Source organism: Serratia sp. CY47444 (assembly GCF_052168635.1).
Taxonomy (GTDB): Bacteria; Pseudomonadota; Gammaproteobacteria; order Enterobacterales; family Enterobacteriaceae; genus Serratia; species Serratia bockelmannii.
On the sequence record NZ_JBJNMH010000023.1, the window covers coordinates 58,637 to 76,242 of the forward strand.

Here is a 17,606-nt window from a genome sequence, read left to right on the forward strand (position 1 = left end):
TTAATTATTCATCTGGTAAATAATTTTCGGAACTACTTTGTCTAGGCTCATTCGCCAATTGCTATTGCAGATCCCACGTTCACGATATATTTTTTCGCAGTTAAGTATCGCATGCTTAGGTCTTTTGGCCGCGCATTTATATTGTTCACTGTTAATAGAAGACAAAACCATAAATCTATAACTATCATCAAACAACTTAGCTAAAGAAAAAATCTCCGCAGCAAACTCATACCACGAAACAATCTTATCTCCACAGAAATGATATAGCTTGGATTCATTAACCCCTTGGCTAATAATAGTGAGAATACATTTAGCTAAATCACCAGCATAGGTAGGACGGCCAAATTGATCGTTAATAATAGCAAGCGATTTACGTGTCTTTCCCAATTTAAGCATGGTATGCACAAAAGAGCTGCCATACTCACTGAATAACCAGGATGTGCGGATCACCACGGCGCGTGAGCACGTGGTTAGTACGGCTTGTTCGCCAAGCAGTTTGGTTTGTCCATAGACGTTTAGCGGCCCCGTTGGTGAATTTTCACACAAAGAAATACCTTTTTCTGCGCCACTAAAAACATAGTCTGTCGAAATATGAATCAGTGGAATGCTTAGGCTCTCAGCAATCATAGCCAGATTAGCTGGACCGATAACATTTGCAGCCTCCGCAGCGATGATTTCTTCTTCAGCTTTATCCACTAACGTATAAGCTGCTGCATTTACAATGAAATCTACATTCAACGCCGCGACAGTTTGCTGAACTGCAGGCCAATCAGCAATGTCAAGTTGTTTGTGGTCTAGGCTAATGATCTGCCAATTGTCAGGCAATGTATCCGCCAAGCAATGGCCTAGCTGGCCATTACCGCCAGTTACCAGTATGCGCATTTAAAAAAGCTCGCTGAATAATTTGCCTTTAAGATCCTTCTCAGAAAGCTGAGGATGCTCTATCGGCCATTCAATCGCCAGTTCAGGATCGTTCCAGCTCAAGCAGTGCTCGTTCTTCGGATCATAGTAATCGGTGCATTTATAAGCAAAGTCGACTTCATCACTTAACACCAAGAAACCATGAGCAAGGCCAGGTGGGATCCAAAGCTGTTTCTTGTTGTCCTCAGACAGATTGATCCCTAACCACTGTTTGAAAGAAGGTGAATTTGGACGGATGTCCACCACGACATCATAGACCTCCCCTCTTAGGGTATAGACCAGCTTCCCCTGAGGGCGAGAGGTCTGAAAGTGTAAACCTCGCAGCACACCATGTGTCGAACGAGAATAGTTGTCTTGAACAAAATCATGTTCAATATCAAGTAGTTCTCGGTAGCGTTGCTTTTGGAACGTTTCGAAAAAGAAGCCACGCTGATCACCGAAAATCTTAGGTTCAATCACTTTGACGCCGGCAATCTTTGTATCAATTACTTTCATTTGACTACTCACTCACTCGGAATTTCCTACCCAACCAGTGTCTCCCTAGCGCTGCGTCATCCTGAATAAGCCGAGAACACCCCACATTGAACTATATTTAAATGGGTCTAAACGCCCTCTAAATCAACTTCAGATAGTTCGCTATTGAAGACATTGCAGGATAGCACAGTTTCCTCATTCCGTTAAAGCATCCTCCAGCATGCACTCACCCCACCTCTAGCGACCGCATTAGTAATAACAATACTCTAACATATCAAATCGTTAAGCGTTATAATGTCTGGCTAGACATAGAAATGATAGCTGGCTAATGATGATAGCGGACGCTAACAACGCGAAAAAACCATTCCTCGTTAATCTCATCGAGATAAAGTTAGTTTTAAAGTATTTTGTTAAAAGTAACATTTACTCGACAAAAATTAATATAGGATAACTCTGATGGTGATAATAATTTTTTTAACGCATGAGACTGACTTAAATATAATGTAAAAAACAAGCATTCATATAATTTAGATAAAACAGGTGTAATAAAAAATCACACCTGTTTCGGTGTTACTTTAACGATAACCCCGAGGATTGTTCTTCTGCCAATTCCACGCATCACGCATCATGGCATCCAAATCACGGGTAGCCTTCCATCCCAATTCTTTGAACGCCAATTCTGGAGCGGACCAGCATTCTGCAATGTCGCCCTCTCGACGTGGTACAATTTGGTAAGCTACATTGCGACCTGAAGCCTTTTCAAAAGCATGGAGCATCTCCAACACAGAATACCCTACCCCAGTCCCCAGATTATAGACCGTAAAGCCTTGGTGTTCATCGATGTGTTCAATCGCCTTGAGATGACCTTCAGCCAAATCCATGACATGAATGTAATCTCTGACTCCCGTGCCATCCTGTGTCGGATAGTCGTCACCAAAAATTGACAGTTTCTCCAGTTTTCCGATTGCCACCTGAGCAATATAAGGCATCAGATTGTTAGGAATACCATTTGGATCTTCACCGATCATGCCAGATTCGTGCGCACCGACCGGGTTGAAGTAACGTAAGGCGGTAATGGAGAATTGCGGTTCTGCTTTAGCGAAATCTTGCAGAATTTGTTCTACCATCAACTTCGACGTGCCGTAAGGATTCGTCGTACCGCCAACGCGTGACGTCTCAGTCAAAGGAACTTGCTCTGGAGTACCGTACACCGTGGCAGAAGAACTGAAGATAAACTTATGCACACCCGCACGACGCATTTCCTCCAACAATACCAACGTGCCAGTGACATTGTTCTGATAATACTCTAGCGGCTTGCGCGTCGACTCTCCGACAGCCTTTAACCCAGCAAAATGGATCACGGCCGAAATGGCGTGAGCCTCGAAGATACGGTGCAGACACTCAGCATCCAAGATATCGCCTTGGTAGAATTGAGCACTTCTGCCCGCGAGTTTCTCAACGCGACGCAGAGACTCATCGGAAGAGTTCGATAAATTATCTAACACTACGACATCTTCGCCATGTTCCAACAAAGCCAGAACAGTGTGAGAACCGATATAACCGGCCCCACCGGTGACTAAAACCGCCATAAAAACTCCTTACTCGCGCCCCTGGCGCTCAAGATGAACTGTCTTCTTTAAGCAATCAATTGATTTTAAACGAAACTTGGACTCACGCACACCTTTTCGATCATAATTGACCATCCATATGTTCCCAGAGTTCCCTTGGTACACTCGTTTTTGGCCAGCAAGTAAACAATCGGCCTGCCAGGAGGCTTTGACCTGGCTCCCTACAAAGAGTCTAAAATATTGGTCCACCGCGTCTTAGCGTGAACCAATAGAAAACGGCAGTCAGAACGTTTGGGTTTGTATTCGCCCCTAAACCTTCAAAACTGCCGTCACTATGAATACTAATGTAAACACACCTGTTTTAGTCCCATGTACTTCGGACTGTCCCACCCCGGTAGACGATCCTGCCCTATAGTTTGAGCATAGGGGGAGCGCATGAGCACACCACGATTTACACCTGAATTTAAGGAAGAAGCCGTCCGTCAGATAACGGAACGCTATTATTCCGTTGACGAAGTGTCTGACCGTCTGGGCGTTTCTGCGCACAGCCTCTACAGTGGCTACGGGCTATCAAGCCTGATAACAGCGAACAGCATGCCCAGGATTTACTGGAAGCCAAAAGCGAGATCCTGAAACTTCGGGCGCGCTAAAACGTACCGAAGAAGAACGGGATATCCTGAAAAAGGCCGCGCGGTACTTTGCAAGGAAGCCCGACTGAAGTACCGCTTTATCAATGAGCACCGTACTGTATGGGATGTGATGACGATGTGTCGGGTACTGAATGTCGCCCGGGCCGGGTTCTATGCGTGGCTTCATAACCCATTTTCGGTGCGTGATAAAGATAACCAGCGTCTGCTGATGCTTATCCGCGACTCACATTCACTGAACGGAGGCGTATACGGTTATCGGCGGGTTCATGGTGATCTGAACGAAATCGGGGAAACCTTCGGCAAAAACCGGGTGGGTCGTATTATGCAACTGAACCTGATAAAGCCGTACTCGATCTTTTCGCCCGTAACGTGGTCGGCTGGTCGATGAAACCCACTCTCTCACGTGAACTGACGCTCGACGCGCTGATGATGGCCGTCTGGCGTCGAAAACCGGACGGTGAGGTCATCGCACATAGTGATCAGGGTAGCCAGTATGGCAGTGACGACTGGCAGCGCTTCTGCCGGGCCAATAACCTGGCTCGGAGCATGAGCCGGCGTGGCAACTGCTGGGGTAATGCGGTGGCCGAATCGCTCTTCAGTTCACTGAAAAAAGAACGTATCAGGAAGAGAATATACAAAACCCGGGATCTGGCCCGGGCGGATATCTTCGATTACATTGAAGTGTTCTACAACCGGGCCCGGCGTCACAGTCACCTCCGCGGCGCCAGTCTGGAGGCCTTTGAACAGGCCTCGTCGTGAGGACAGAATTTGTCTACTGCCGTGGGGCAGTCTAATTTATGAAATAGCTTGCCGTACTATGCGACCTCTTTAAACCGGAAAACAGACTAAAAATTAAACTCCACTCACATAATGGTATCCATTTTTCTTTAAATCCCTCTTGTGCATGCACCAATGAATTCCATCCAAAAAATGAGCATTGGGAAAAGCCACGGAAAAGTAAGGAAAGAAAGAAAGAAAGAAAGAAAGAAAGAAAAAAACAAGGAAGGGATAATCAGGAGGCGAATTTCTAACGTTTAGGATCAAAGTGATGGCCAACAACTAGCCACCACTTGAACAACCGGGTGATAGAGTATATCAACTAATAAGCCGACTTGTGTATAAAACCTTTAAATACAGTGAGGAAAATTATTTTTAAGTCGAGCCAAATACTCCAGTCACGAATATACTCGAGGTCATATTCAACACGTTTTTGCATCTTATCCAACGTGTCCGTTTCACCCCGCCACCCATTAATTTGTGCCCAACCGGTGATTCCCGGCTTGACTTTGTGCCTGAGCATATAACCTTCAATAAGATTTCTATATTGTTCATTGTGCGCCACGGCATGCGGCCTAGGCCCAACGATCGACATCCCACCAATCAGCACATTGAAAAATTGCGGCAACTCGTCCAAAGAGGTACGTCGCAAAAATGCACCTACCTTAGTCACTCTGGTATCTCCTTTTTTTGCCTGGATAACTACATCATTATTTTCCATGACAGTCATAGATCTGAACTTCCAAACCATAATAGGTTTTCCGTCCATGCCGTAACGTGTTTGACGAAATATAATCGGTCCATGAGATGTGAACTTGACGGCGAAAGCGATCAAAGCAAGTACGGGAGAGATGAATATCAATATTAAAGTTGACAATAAAATATCTTCAACTCTTTTGAAAACTTTATTTATCCCATTTAGTGGTGTATCGAATAATGGAACAACAGGCACCCCATTAACCTCTTCAGTTCTTGACTGCAAAATATTAAACGTAAAGACATCAGGGATAAACATGACAGAACACGTGGTGTCTGTTAATTGACTCAGTATTTTCTTGAATTTATGTTCTTCGCTCATTTTCATCGCGATATATACATAATCTAGTCGCCCCTGGCGAGCATCCTCAACTAACTTATCCAAGTCACCACAATACTTTATTTCATTATCTTCGTAACTTTGTATATCATCGTATATACCCTCAACAATGAATCCTAACCAGGGTTCTTCTTTAAAATTCTTCAGCAACTTAACACCAATAGGCATCGACCCTGCAACAGCCACCTTACGATTGTTATACCCCAGATTTCTAATCATCCCTACCAAAAAGCGAATGGCAGAGCGGCAGAATGTAAATCCGATACACACTGAAATATACCAGTATGAAAAAAACTCGAAGTTAAAACTGGAATTCGGCATGAACGAAGTTATTCCGGCAGTCACCACCAAGCTTAGCGTCCAGTTTTTAAGTATAAGCCGGAGCTCCGATGAAAATTTTCCACCGCGCCAAGAGCGATAAAAATCCGTTATCCCGCCTATCATTTGAAATGCAACTAAAGCTATGAGCGCAACCAAAATACTCTCATAGCTAAAGTTAAAGCCATTTATTTTACTTGCAACAAATCCGCCGAAGAAAATAATAGAGATATCAGAAAAACGCTGAACCATAGATATGAGAGATGCATTTGCTTTGGAATGCGCCCGCTGATGCTGTATTTTCATAATAAAAGCACTCTTATTAAAAGAATACGCAATCACCCCTATAAAAAGAAGAAAAGCGTATTCTTTAAATTATAAACTTAACAGATTCAAAATTTCCTTAACCTTCTCTTCCATCAATTCCTTATTATTTCTAGACTCAACGTTAAGCCGAACTACGGGCTCCGTATTTGATGAACGAAGGTTGAAACGCCACTCAGGGAATTCAACGCTTATGCCGTCGGTATAGTCGACTAAATTTGCTTTAGAAACATAATGGCTTTTCACACCTTCAATCGAACTTTCTGGGTTCGATAACTTGATATTAATTTCACCGGAAGACGGGTAGGCGGCAATACGATCCTGTACCAGTTGCCCCAGAGTTTGTCCCTTCACACTGACCAGCTCAGCGACCAGCAGCCATGGGATCATGCCACTATCACAATAAGCAAAATCACGGAAATAGTGGTGAGCACTCATCTCGCCGCCATAAATGGCGTCTTCCGCACGCATGCGTTCTTTAATGAAAGCATGACCGGTTTTCGACATCACGGGTACGCCCCCGGCACCGGTGACCACATCGACGGTGTTCCAACTCAGGCGTGGATCGTGGATTATCTTCGCGCCCGGCTGTTTCTGCAAGAAGGCCTCCGCCAGCAAGCCGACGATATAATAGCCCTCAATGAAATCGCCTTTTTCATCGAACAGGAAGCAGCGATCAAAATCGCCGTCGAACGCAATGCCCATATCAGCGCCATGCTCTCGCACCGCATCGGCGGTATCCGCACGACACTCAGGCAGCAGTGGATTTGGAATGCCGTTGGGGAAAGAGCCGTCCGGCTGGTGATGCACCTTGATAAACTCCAGCGGCACCCCCCGCGCCTTCAGTTGCGCTTCAATAGCATCGATCACATGCCCCGCAGCACCGTTGCCCGAGTTGATCACTAGCTTCAACGGTTTGAAATTTTTCACGTCTACATAGGACAGAATGTGTTCTACATAAGCCCCTAATACGTCCTGGCGTACGTAGCTGCCGCGCGTTGCTGTTGCTGCTAGCGCCTGAAACTGGTTTTTCTCCGCCAGCTCTTGGATCGCCCGTAACCCGGTATCGCCGCTAATCGGGCGAGAGCCCTCACGCACTAACTTCATGCCGTTGTAATCAATAGGGTTATGGCTGGCGGTGACTTCTACGCCACCATCAGTTTTTAAATAGGTTGTGGCGAAATAGATTTCTTCGGTACCGGTTAAGCCGATGTCTATCACATCAGTACCCGCATCCTGTAAACCCTTCGCCAGCGCCAACTTCAGGCTTTCACTGGTTAACCGCACATCGCTGCCCAACACGATATTTTTGGGCTTTAAAAACTCGCCATAGGCGCGTCCAATACGATACGCGATGTCCTCATTCAGCTCTTCGCCCAGCTTTCCCCGAATGTCATAAGCTTTAAAACACGTCAATTTTTGCATTACCAAACCCTATTAAACTCTGCCATAGCGATCTTGCAAACGCTCAATATCATCTTCTTCCAGATAGTGCCCCGACCTGACCTCGATCATTTCCAAATCGATTTTTCCCGGGTTTTCTAGCGTATGGACACTGCCCGCAGGAATGAAGGTAGACTGATTTTCCGACAAGAAGAACTCTTGGTCATCAACGTTAACTCTTGCTGTCCCACTCACGACGACCCAATGTTCAGCACGGTGGAGATGGCGTTGTACTGACAAGCCTTCACCTGGCCGGACAATGATTTTCTTCACCTGGAAGTGCGTGCCGCTGTCGATGTCGCAAATCTTGCCCCAGGGACGATAGGACGCAGAATGCTGACGGAAATGATGAAGATTGCGTTTTTTTAACTCCTCAACGATCTTCTTCACCTCTTGGACTTTATCTTTGGTAGCAATAAGTACGGCATCACTGGTAGTGACAACAACCATATCATTCAATCCGATCGTTGCGACTAGCGCTGAATCGGAGGAAATGTAATTGTTATTTGAGTCAATGGAAATAACTTCACCAACGCTCACATTACCTAAATTGTCTTTTACAGACACATCCCACAGTGATGACCACGACCCGACATCACTCCACCCAGCATCGATGGGGATCACGACGGCATCTTGAGTTTTTTCCATAACCGCATAGTCAATGGAGTCACTCGGACAACGTTGAAAAGCTTCTGGCTCAACGCGAATGAAGTTCATATCCCGTTGGCTTTTAATAACGGACTCCTTCGCAGACTGATAAATGTCAGGACTGAATTTTTCCAGCTCGCTGAGGAACTTATCAGCTTTGAACATAAACATGCCACTGTTCCAGCTATACTCAGCGGAGGCTACGTATTCCTTTGCTTTTTCCAGACACGGCTTCTCAACAAAAGAGTCAACTTCAAAACATTCCCTCGAGAGGCTGGCCCCTCGTTTGATATATCCATATCCCGTTTCCGGGTGTTCAGGTATGATGCCAAACGTTACCAAGCGATCTTGCCCTGCAAACCGGGCTGCCGTATTGATTGCATCATGAAATCTATCGACTTTGGTAATCAAGTGGTCGGCAGCTAATACCAACAACATGCTGTCAGGAGTCTCTTCTGCGGCAAGATGCGCCGCTAAAGCCACCGCCGGCGCCGTATTCCGTCCAATAGGCTCCAAAATAATATTTGAGCCAAGTTGACCAATTTCTCGCAACTGCTCGGCGACCAAAAAACGGTGCTCTTCATTGCAAATCACTAATGGAGATGCAACTTCTAGGTTGGAGGTATTTTCCAATCGCACTAACGTTTGTTGCAGCAAGCTTAATCCACTATCGTCAATAGATAGGAATTGTTTAGGAAAAGATTCTCTGGACAAAGGCCATAGGCGACTGCCTGTTCCTCCGGCCATAATTACCGGAACTATTTTAGACATAATTAAACCCTTCATTAACCTATTATTTTAAATAAACTTTAAATTTATCTTCAGCTGTAAAACAGCAGGCGGAATTAATCACATCACCTTCCACACATAACTAAATCCAAGATCACATAAAATATAAAAATCGGCAACACACCGAAATTATCAACCAGATGTGTCTTAATCATAACATTACCAAATAGAGGGGAATATATCATACTATGAAGTATAGTCGCCCCTTCCAGCAATTCTTATAGTTTCATAATGGAATCAAATAAAAATCAATTTAAAATCAATAAGTTAAAAAAAACACTTGCATCTTGCACGCTACCGCCCCTGGCTTCCAGTTACCAATCCCTGATCCGTACCCCAATTTGTCATCATTATTGTTCATTACTACACCTTGCTTTTCACAAACACCGCGCGGCAAGTGATGAAAAATGAGATAGCGTGTTACGTCACTTAACGCCATTGCTCTTATAAAAGAGAGGTAGGACATTTCTATCTCACCCCATCTTTTAAGCGTTAACATAGCGTATAAACACAAAAAAGAGCAGCTTTGAGCTGCTCTTTCAGATTTATACTTAGGGTAGCGGAGCTGTTCGTCGAATTATTGTTCAACGCGCAGCAGAAAAATACCGCGCTACCCGCATAACATCTTTTTCGTCCAACGTCCCTGAGTCGCTCAGCAAGGTAATCCAGGACTTGATGTAGGCGTACTTGGCGGAGGCCAGATCGCGCTGAGCGCTATAGAGCTGCTGTTCGGCGTTGAGCACGTCAACGTTGACACGTTGTCCGGCCAGCACGCTTTGCCGGGTCGCCGTCACCTGTGTGGTGGCAGACTGTACCGCCAGCTCATAGGCCGCCACCTTGGCGCGGCTGCTGATGCACAGATTGTACTGCTTGCGCAGATCGTTGAGCGTGGTGCCCGTCTGCGCATCCATTTCATACATCGCCTGGCCATAGCGCGCCGCCGCCTGCCGGGTCGACGCCGAAACGCCGCCGCCGGAATAAATAGGCATGCTGACCTGCACGCCGATACTGTCGGTACGGTATTTCTGGTTAACCGTGTTATCGCTGCTGGAGTCGTTTTCCGAATGCGAAGCATACAGCTGAACCTGCGGCATAAAGCCCGCCCGATTCCTTTCGACGTCATACTTAGCGGCATCCACGCCATGACGCGAGGCGGCTAGCACCGGGTTGTTCTCCAGCGCGATCTTTTGCCACTCTTCAAATTTGGACGGGATCAGCGGCGCCACCTTAAACTTGCCCGGCCGCAAAACCTGCAATTCATCCAGTTGGTTCAGCGGTATGCCGATAATCACTTCCAATTCGCGCTGCGCGGCGTCCAGCGCATCGCGCGCTTCGATTACCTGCGCTTCGGCCAGACTGTAGCGCGCCTGGGTTTCTGATACGTCGGTAATGGTGCCTTCACCGGCGCTCATCAGGCGATCGTTCAAGGTCAACTGTTCCTTGTAAGCCGCCTTTTGCGCTTCGGCCAACGCGATTTGATCCTTGGAATAGGCCACTTCGACATAGGCGTTAATCACCCTAACAGCAAGATCCAGCAACTTACTGCGATAGCGCTCGTCCGACATCATCGTCTGCGCTACGCCGGCTTTGTAACGCGCGTACGCTTCATAATCGAACAGCGGCTGCGTCAGCGTGATCGAACTGGAATAACTGCGATATTGTTGCCGCCGGGTGACCTCCGAAACATTGCCGAAAAAGTCGCTCTGCGGATATTTTTGCGTCTGCCAATTGCGCGGCGAATTCTGATAGTTCAACGACACTTTCGGCAGCAGCCCCGCCCTGCCGATGTTTTCGTTCTCATCTCCCGCTTCTTTCTCTTTTATAGCCGCCCGGAAGGTCGGGTCCTTTTCTAATGCCAGCGAATATGCGTCTAAAATCCCTATCGAATAAACCGGCGCAGATATCGCAAACAAAAGGGTGCCGATAACCAGACCGGCAGCCTGTCGTTTTGATTGAATCAAAATTATTCCTCGGTTAATGAAGTATGAGCGCGATCCAAAATAGGTTTAAACAAATAGCTCAGCAGCGAGCGCGACCCCGTTTTCACGAACACCTCGACCGGCATCCCCGGCTTGATGTCCTCACCACTGAGCATCTTCATACCCTCCGGTGAGACCGTGACCTGCATCTGGTAGTAAGGCTCACCGTTGGCTTTGTCGACCAGACGGTCGGCGGAAACCAACGTGACCGTTCCCGGAATTTTCGGGGTTTTGTTTTGGTTGAAGGCGGTAAACATCAGATCCACCGGCAACCCGTTGTACACCTTATCGATCAGGTCGACTTTCAGGCGAGAATCCACCACCAGCGTCGCCTGGCTGGGTACAACGTCCATCAGGTGGTCACCCGCTCCCACGACGCCCCCCTGAGTGAAGATATTCAATCCGACCACGGTGCCGTCCACCGGTGAGGTGATGGCGGTGTTGCCCAGATCGAAATCGGCCATTTGCAGCTTATTGCGAAACTCACTGGCGTCCATTTGGGTTTGTGCCAGTTGCGTTCTGACCTCGCGTTGATAGTCGGCGAAACGTTGATCGATACGCTGCTGAGATTCTTGCAGCTGCTTTTGCAATTGGCCAATCCGCCCGACAGTTTCATCGATGCTGCTATTCACTTCGGCGAACTGACGCTGAACTTCCAGATAGCGATTGCGTGGCAGGTAGCCGTCCGCAGCCAGCTGCTTCATGCTGTTCATCTGTTCACGCAGGCTGGAAAGTTGGATCTGCTTGTTGACGCGTGAATCCTGCAGGCCTTTCAATTGGAAACGAATCCCGTCCATCGACTGCTTATAACCGTCAATTTCACTTTGCAGCCCCTGGCGGCGGGAAGCGAACAGCTGCGTTTGCAACGCGATAATTTCAGCCACACGCGGCTGATCCTTGATCTGGGTAAAAATGGGAGAAAAAGTGACGCTACTCAGACCATCGCGTTCGGCGAGTAAACGCCCTTCGGTGGCCAGCGTGGTGTAGTACTGGTCGCGCAGGGAATCGACCTGCGCCTGTGCCTGCACCTGGCTCAACTGCACCAGGACTTCACCGGCTTTCACCTTGTCGCCCTCTTTCACCGCGATATTTTTGATGATGCCGCTGGCCGGTGCCTGCACCGTTTTGCGGTTGCCGGAAACGGTTACCGATCCCGGTGATGCCACCCCTTTATCCAGGGGCGCAAACGCTGCCCAAGCCAAAAATCCGAACAGACCAATTCCCACCACCAGCCAGCCCATCCGGGTAAACCGCCGTTCATCCTGTGGGATCTCTTCAATATACGAGTCTTGCGGCTCGCCAATGTGCGTCGACATACCAACTCCTTTAAACTGCGGACGGCAATAAAGCCATCAGGCAATTCACGGCTTAATTAATTTGCGTTTTTGGGATATTGCCTTCATCTGGCTCAGAATTTACCGCCCTCACCGCTTGCTGAGGCTGTTGCGTCTGCGCTTTTTGCGCATTGGCTAACGCCTGAAGCACTTGTTGAGTCGGGCCGAACGCGTTGACGTTGCCATTCACCAAGAGCAACAGCTTGCTGGTCATCGACAGCAAATTGGTGCGATGGGTAATCAGAACCACCGTTTTATTACGTTGCTTGAGGAACATAATGGCCTGGTTCAACGCTTTCTCGCCCGCATCATCCAGATTGGAGTTAGGCTCATCCAAAACCACCAGCGAAGGGTCGCCGTACAGTGCGCGCGCCAGGCCGATACGCTGTTTCTGCCCACCGGACAGCCCAGCGCCACCGTTGCCGAGCACCGAATCGTAGCCGTTCGGGAAACGCAGGATCAGTTCGTGCACACCGGCCAACTTAGCGGCTTCAATGACCTTCTCTGAGTCGATCTCGTTAAAGCGAGCGATATTCTCGGCGATAGTCCCGGCAAACAGCTCAATGTCCTGCGGCAGATAGCCGATATACGGCCCCAACTCATCCTTGTTCCACTGATAGATGTCAGCATTATCCAACCGAACAATCCCTTCACTGACCGGCCAAATGCCGACCAGCAAACGAGCCAGCGTCGATTTCCCCGACGCGCTCGGGCCAATGATCCCCAGCACGTCACCAGGCTGAATGGCAAAACTCACGTTATGCAATACCGCATCGCCTTTGGATCCCGGCGGCGTGGCGGTGACGCCTTCTACGGCAAGCACCCCTTCCGGACGCGGCAAGGACATACCGGTACCACGTTGCGGGTGCGTTTCCAGCAGCTTGACCAACCGGCCATAAGAAAGCTTCGCCGCGCTGTAGCTCTTCCAGACGTTAATAACCTGCTCAATCGGCGCCAGCGTTCGCCCCATCAGAATGGAGCCGGCAATCATCATACCGGGCGTGATGTGCCCATCGATAGCCAGCCACCCCCCCAGCCCCAACACCAGTGATTGCAGCGACATGCGCACAAACTTGGTGATCGACGTGACCCGCGATGCGCGTTCGCTGGCGATGCGTTGGCTGTTCAAGAATCGCTGGTGCAGACCGAACCACCGGCGTTTCAGGTTAGGCAACATCCCTAAAGCCTCGATCACTTCGGCATTTCGCAGATTGGTGCTGGCCAACGTACCGGACATAATCGACAGCTTGCTGGCTTCCGCCAGCGGCTTTTTCGACACCATTTCGTTGATCACCGCCAATGCGATCAACAACAGTGCACCGACCAGGGCGAACAGCCCCAACCAAGGGTTAAAGAGGAATATCACCAACAGATAGATCGGAAACCACGGTGCATCAAAGAAGGCGAACAGCGCGCTGCCGGTGAGGAATTGGCGCAGATTGGTCAAGTCGCTCAGCATCTGGCCGGCGTCAGAAGAACCGTTTTTCAGATTCGCCTCGTAGGCCGCAGTGTAGACTCGCGTGTTGAGACGCATATCCAGCTGACTGCCGATACGGATCACCACCATGCTGCGCACGTATTCCAACAGCGACATCATGCCGAACATGCCCAGCATGATCAGCGTCAGCATCAACAGCGTGATTTCATTACGCGAAGGAAGCACCCGGTCGTAAACCTGGAGCATATAGATAGAAGGAACTAGCATTAATAAATTAATAAATGCGGTAAATATGCCAACGGTCCAAAAAACCTTACTGCGAGTCCGTATAACATCCGCAATTTCATTGCGCGGTATAAATTGATTCACTTTCTGCCCTTACATCATGTGCACTGTCAGTCAAAATCCGCATTGGACTCTTATAAGGAAAATCCTAAAAAGGGAAAAATAAAATAAATCCTAAAGAACCCCCACCCCAGACATGCTCGAGACTGCAGATACTTTTTCTAACTATAGGTAGAGAAAGTGGATATCAGCAAGGCCGTAAGCAAAAAAAATCGCCTCACGAACTACAGAAAAAAACAAATGAAAACAGTGAGGTAAATAGTAGACAGGGCAACGCGAGTTTAGTACGAAAGGGAATAAATTAGAGATAATGACGTAGTTCACAATTTTCAAAGAATACGGGGTGTTTACACACCCCGTATTATTGATTGACTAACAGTTTCAATGGGCATTATAACCCACTGGAATTCATCCTTACGCGTAGTGCAGAGTATCCACCAATTGCTGGTGGTTTTGCCCTGTCAGGTATACCACGGTATCGTTGAGGTCCAGCGTGTGGTTATCGTTGTTGTCGATAATTACATACGAGCTTGCAGTGTTGCCGCCACCGCTGAATACAACGGATGCCACACCCACTTTCGCCGTCAGCGAGTTGCTGCTATCCAGACCCAAGATACCACCCAACAGGCCGATAACGCCGTTGGTCAAACCGCCCACCAGTGTCCCCAACAACGCATCCAACGTGTCGGCAGAGCGCGTACCGTAGTTCGCTACCGCAGTGCCGCTGGCGTCATCGGAAATAGTCAGGCCGCCATGGTTCACGTCGACAATCGAGTCCTTGAGGCTATTAAAGTCCTTGATAGTCACACCCGCCTGCGTGTTACTCGCCTTGATGTCATAGGTGTTGGCACCTGCGCCACCGGTCAGCGTGGTGTTGCCAATCACGCCCAGGGTATCGGCAGCACTGGAGCCTTCTACGGTCATCTGGTAACCGTTCAGGCCCAACGCCGTCAACACCGGCGCCAACAGGTTGGTGGTAATGACGCTCAGCGGCAGAATGTTCAGCAATTGAACGATGATACCGTCACCGGTACCGCCATGGCTGGAGTCGAGATTCAGACCCCCGGTGTTGGTGGACGCATTGATATCACGCACGTTGCTGAAACCGCTGCCCAACGTCAGATCCAGCGCGTGATCACCGGTCACGTTGATGGTCTGAACCTGCGCATTGGTGCCGGCCAGTGACAGAATGTTGTCAAAGCTGCCGGTACCGCCTGAGGCCACGTTCACCGTGGTCAGAGCGGTGCCCAACAAGGCGCTGCTGCTGCTGTTAAGGGTAATGGCGCCGGCATTCACATTGGAAGAACTCACCGCATCAAAGTTGATATTGAAATGATCGGTGGCGTTCTGCACGAAGGTGAAGTTCAGCGTACTGGCGGAAGTCGCGTCCCCTTTCACTTCCAACTGCGCGGCGTTGCCGCCGGCGGCGTTAATGACGTTGACGTTAGCCAGACCGGAGATCACAAAACCTTGTGAGCCCAGGTTGGTGGCCGCCGCGTTCTGCGTAACCGTGCCGCCCGTGGTGCCTTCCACCGTAGATGTGCCGTTGGTCAGGCCAAAGTCAAAGGTGTGGGTCGGCGTTGTGACGCTGGTGGTGGTCGGTGAACCGATTAGCGGAGTCGTAATCAGCGTACCGACGGACTTGCCGATATAGCCGGTCAGGTCAATTTTCTCAAAGTTCGAGAAGTTGTTGGCGTTGCTGGTCACGGTACTGGTGCGAACGCCCAGGGCGTTTTGGTTGGTTACTACAGTTTTGGTGATGAAGTTGGCGGAGATGGAGTCCGTACCCGCACCACCATCAGCCTTAACCGTGTTCGCGACAGTGTTCGCCCCACCGGAAACCCCGTTGCCCACCCAGTGCAGGCTGTCGTTGCCGGCGCCGAGGTTGAACTGTGCGGTACCGGTAGCAATGTTTGCCGCCGATGTGACAACTACGTCATCCGCACCCGAACTGGCGTTCAGGATGACGTTGCCGTTATTCACGGTGATATCTACACCTGGATTAACACCATTGTCAGACAAGTTGACCGTTGCTGCGCTGGTGCCGTTGATGGTCAGATTCGCCAGATGGTCGGCGAACTTCAGGTTCACGATGCTAGCGGCATTGGCGTTCAGTTGAACATTCGTCAGTACCGCTGTTTCGGCGTTGCTGATTTGATGGGAAGAACCAGTGTTTACCGCACTTGTAGCATTCCCCCCTCCAGTTGTCGCCGTAAGAGTTGCCGCAGTTTTGTATAACAGACTGGTGCCGATGTCATATTCAAACGCATGCTGCTGGGTCATCGTAGCCGCATCAGTAGCCGTTGAATTGCGCAGATCGTTGATGATAGCCGAAGTAATGGCTACTTTATCTGTCAAACCACTATAAATAGCAATCTCTTGCGCAGTCGGATCTTGACCATAAACCCCAAAGTAAACATGCTTAATAAAATCATCACCAGTTAACTGGGCACCTTTTCTCTGGAATTCCACAGAACCCAAAAGATTCTTAATCAAAAGATCAAACGATTTGTTAGGTTGGAGTAAATAGGTTGTCCATGAATCCAATCCTAAAGCATCAATGCCGCGATAAGGCACTGCAAGGTAGACTGAGGCAACACGTTCTTGAGAAGCAAGATCGACAGACCACTGGTTCCATGCTGCCGAACCATAAGACTTATAAATAATAGGTTCAACATGGGCATCAAAAACAGACTGACTCTGCAGCGTTGCAGCATCAAACCCTTGATAATTTAGAAGAGAGTCTATTGCATTAAAAATAGCATTACTCAAAGAAGTATTATTTAGTATTTGCTGCAAATCATTAACAGCTGGTGATGAACCATAAACTTTCTGATAAATAGACTGCAAAATCTCGACTTCGGTTTGATTGCCGTACAACGCTTGGCCAGCGGATGAAGTAAGTAGACCATCTATATATGATTGATATGTAAGCTGCCCATGGCCAATTTTCAAGGCAGCATCGTCAAACGCAACAACACCTGTGTATGTCTCTTTACCCATAACGGCATAAAGTATTGCGGCAACTTCCTTCTGGTATGCTAGAGAGGCCATAATCGTATCCTTAGGATAAACGTTTAACTAAAAGTCTAAAATTCGAATAAGAGTAGAGCTGATACCATCGATGAACTCTTATTCAATAGCAAAAGACATGCAAAGCATGCTTGAGTAAGCAAAGTCCATAAAAAAACAACTGTCAACCAAAAATAAAAAAACACTCACTACAAATAAAAAAATTCTTAAAAAACAAAAACAAAAACAAAAACGAGCCATAGAAACTAACAAGGCGAAGGAGGTCTCATGGAAATCACGTAGACAAGTGCAGAATGCTATGGTATTGAAATAGAATAAAGAAGAGCAAGACGTTAGATAGGAAAGGCACTCAACAAGTATCTAATTTGGTGGAGTATTATTAAATAACTAACTATATTTATAGATTACGACGTATCCACTGCGATTGCACTTATATTTATCAATAATTTAAATCACTCAACATCCATAC

Annotated in this window: 10 protein-coding genes and 1 pseudogene; 1 reads left to right on the forward strand and 10 read right to left on the reverse strand. The window is 48.1% G+C overall.

Translation table 11 applies throughout. The annotated features are described in order from the left end of the window. The 3 genes from rfbD to galE all read right to left on the reverse strand — a co-directional run bounded on the left by rfbD (position 1) and on the right by galE (position 2,984). On the reverse strand, positions 1 to 882 hold the full coding sequence (rfbD, locus tag ACJ8IL_RS22575; protein ID WP_197770211.1) for a dTDP-4-dehydrorhamnose reductase: 882 nt from the start codon (positions 880 to 882) through the stop codon (positions 1 to 3). Beyond that, positions 883 to 1,416, reverse strand: coding sequence for a dTDP-4-dehydrorhamnose 3,5-epimerase (rfbC, locus tag ACJ8IL_RS22580; protein WP_049295296.1), 534 nt, complete (start codon positions 1,414 to 1,416; stop codon positions 883 to 885). A 554-nt stretch (positions 1,417 to 1,970) separates the two neighbouring features. Beyond that, the gene (gene galE / locus ACJ8IL_RS22585) at positions 1,971 to 2,984 is read right to left on the reverse strand and encodes a UDP-glucose 4-epimerase GalE (protein WP_049295295.1); all 1,014 of its coding nucleotides are present in this window, start codon (positions 2,982 to 2,984) and stop codon (positions 1,971 to 1,973) included. Between the two features lie 414 nt (positions 2,985 to 3,398). Between galE and ACJ8IL_RS22590 the strand changes: the two are divergent. After that, a pseudogene (locus ACJ8IL_RS22590) lies at positions 3,399 to 4,372 on the forward strand (IS3 family transposase). 340 nt (positions 4,373 to 4,712) lie between these two features. Here ACJ8IL_RS22590 and wcaJ read toward each other — a convergent pair. The 7 genes from wcaJ to ACJ8IL_RS22625 form a co-directional block, all read right to left on the reverse strand. Further along, positions 4,713 to 6,110: an undecaprenyl-phosphate glucose phosphotransferase gene (gene wcaJ / locus ACJ8IL_RS22595; RefSeq protein ID WP_060447519.1), complete on the reverse strand. Its 1,398-nt coding sequence runs from the start codon at positions 6,108 to 6,110 to the stop codon at positions 4,713 to 4,715. 69 nt (positions 6,111 to 6,179) lie between these two features. Next, positions 6,180 to 7,553 (reverse strand): phosphomannomutase CpsG, encoded by a 1,374-nt coding sequence (gene cpsG, locus ACJ8IL_RS22600; RefSeq protein ID WP_049295293.1) that lies wholly within the window; start codon positions 7,551 to 7,553, stop codon positions 6,180 to 6,182. A gap of 12 nt (positions 7,554 to 7,565) precedes the next feature. Then, positions 7,566 to 8,990 (reverse strand): mannose-1-phosphate guanylyltransferase/mannose-6-phosphate isomerase, encoded by a 1,425-nt coding sequence (locus tag ACJ8IL_RS22605; RefSeq protein ID WP_049295292.1) that lies wholly within the window; start codon positions 8,988 to 8,990, stop codon positions 7,566 to 7,568. Between the two features lie 602 nt (positions 8,991 to 9,592). Then, positions 9,593 to 10,969: a TolC family outer membrane protein gene (locus tag ACJ8IL_RS22610; protein ID WP_442516851.1), complete on the reverse strand. Its 1,377-nt coding sequence runs from the start codon at positions 10,967 to 10,969 to the stop codon at positions 9,593 to 9,595. Positions 10,970 to 10,971: 2 nt separating this feature from the next. After that, the gene (locus tag ACJ8IL_RS22615; protein WP_025302176.1) at positions 10,972 to 12,303 is read right to left on the reverse strand and encodes an HlyD family type I secretion periplasmic adaptor subunit; all 1,332 of its coding nucleotides are present in this window, start codon (positions 12,301 to 12,303) and stop codon (positions 10,972 to 10,974) included. 52 nt (positions 12,304 to 12,355) lie between these two features. After that, on the reverse strand, positions 12,356 to 14,128 hold the full coding sequence (locus ACJ8IL_RS22620) for a type I secretion system permease/ATPase (RefSeq protein ID WP_025302175.1): 1,773 nt from the start codon (positions 14,126 to 14,128) through the stop codon (positions 12,356 to 12,358). A 390-nt stretch (positions 14,129 to 14,518) separates the two neighbouring features. Beyond that, on the reverse strand, positions 14,519 to 17,158 hold the full coding sequence (locus ACJ8IL_RS22625; protein WP_060432746.1) for a beta strand repeat-containing protein: 2,640 nt from the start codon (positions 17,156 to 17,158) through the stop codon (positions 14,519 to 14,521). Positions 17,159 to 17,606 lie beyond the last annotated feature (448 nt).